The following is a 306-nucleotide window of genomic DNA, read 5'->3' on the forward strand; positions in this document are numbered from 1 at the left end:
TGGTGTGCCCGGCATGGGCGTAATCTATAGGGTGCAAGTCCCGAACTGTGAAGGCAGAAGTAACAGTTAGCCAAGCGCAAGGGTGTCCACGGCGACGTGGAATCTGAAGGAAGCGGGCGGCAAACCTCCGGTCTGAGGAACACGAACTTCATAGAAGGCTATATGCGATTGGGTGAGTCTGCCAAACAAGGCAAAGCCCTTTCTGCCGAAGGTCGCATGCAGTAAATGAAGCAGGTAGGTGGAGGGAAAGATTGCGTTCTTACCCGGGGAGGTCTGGTTGGAACGCCAAGTACCCTTGGTAACCTG

General features: G+C 54.6%; 1 protein-coding gene. It reads right to left on the reverse strand.

Annotated elements, in window-relative coordinates:
* Positions 1–66: 66 nt before the first annotated feature.
* Positions 67–306: hypothetical protein (locus IQ294_RS16375; RefSeq protein WP_238942894.1), on the reverse strand; the 240-nt coding region annotated here is incomplete at its 5' end.

It is taken from the genome of Planococcus beigongshangi (genome assembly GCF_016820495.1).
In the GTDB taxonomy this organism is placed as follows: domain Bacteria; phylum Bacillota; class Bacilli; order Bacillales_A; family Planococcaceae; genus Planococcus; species Planococcus beigongshangi.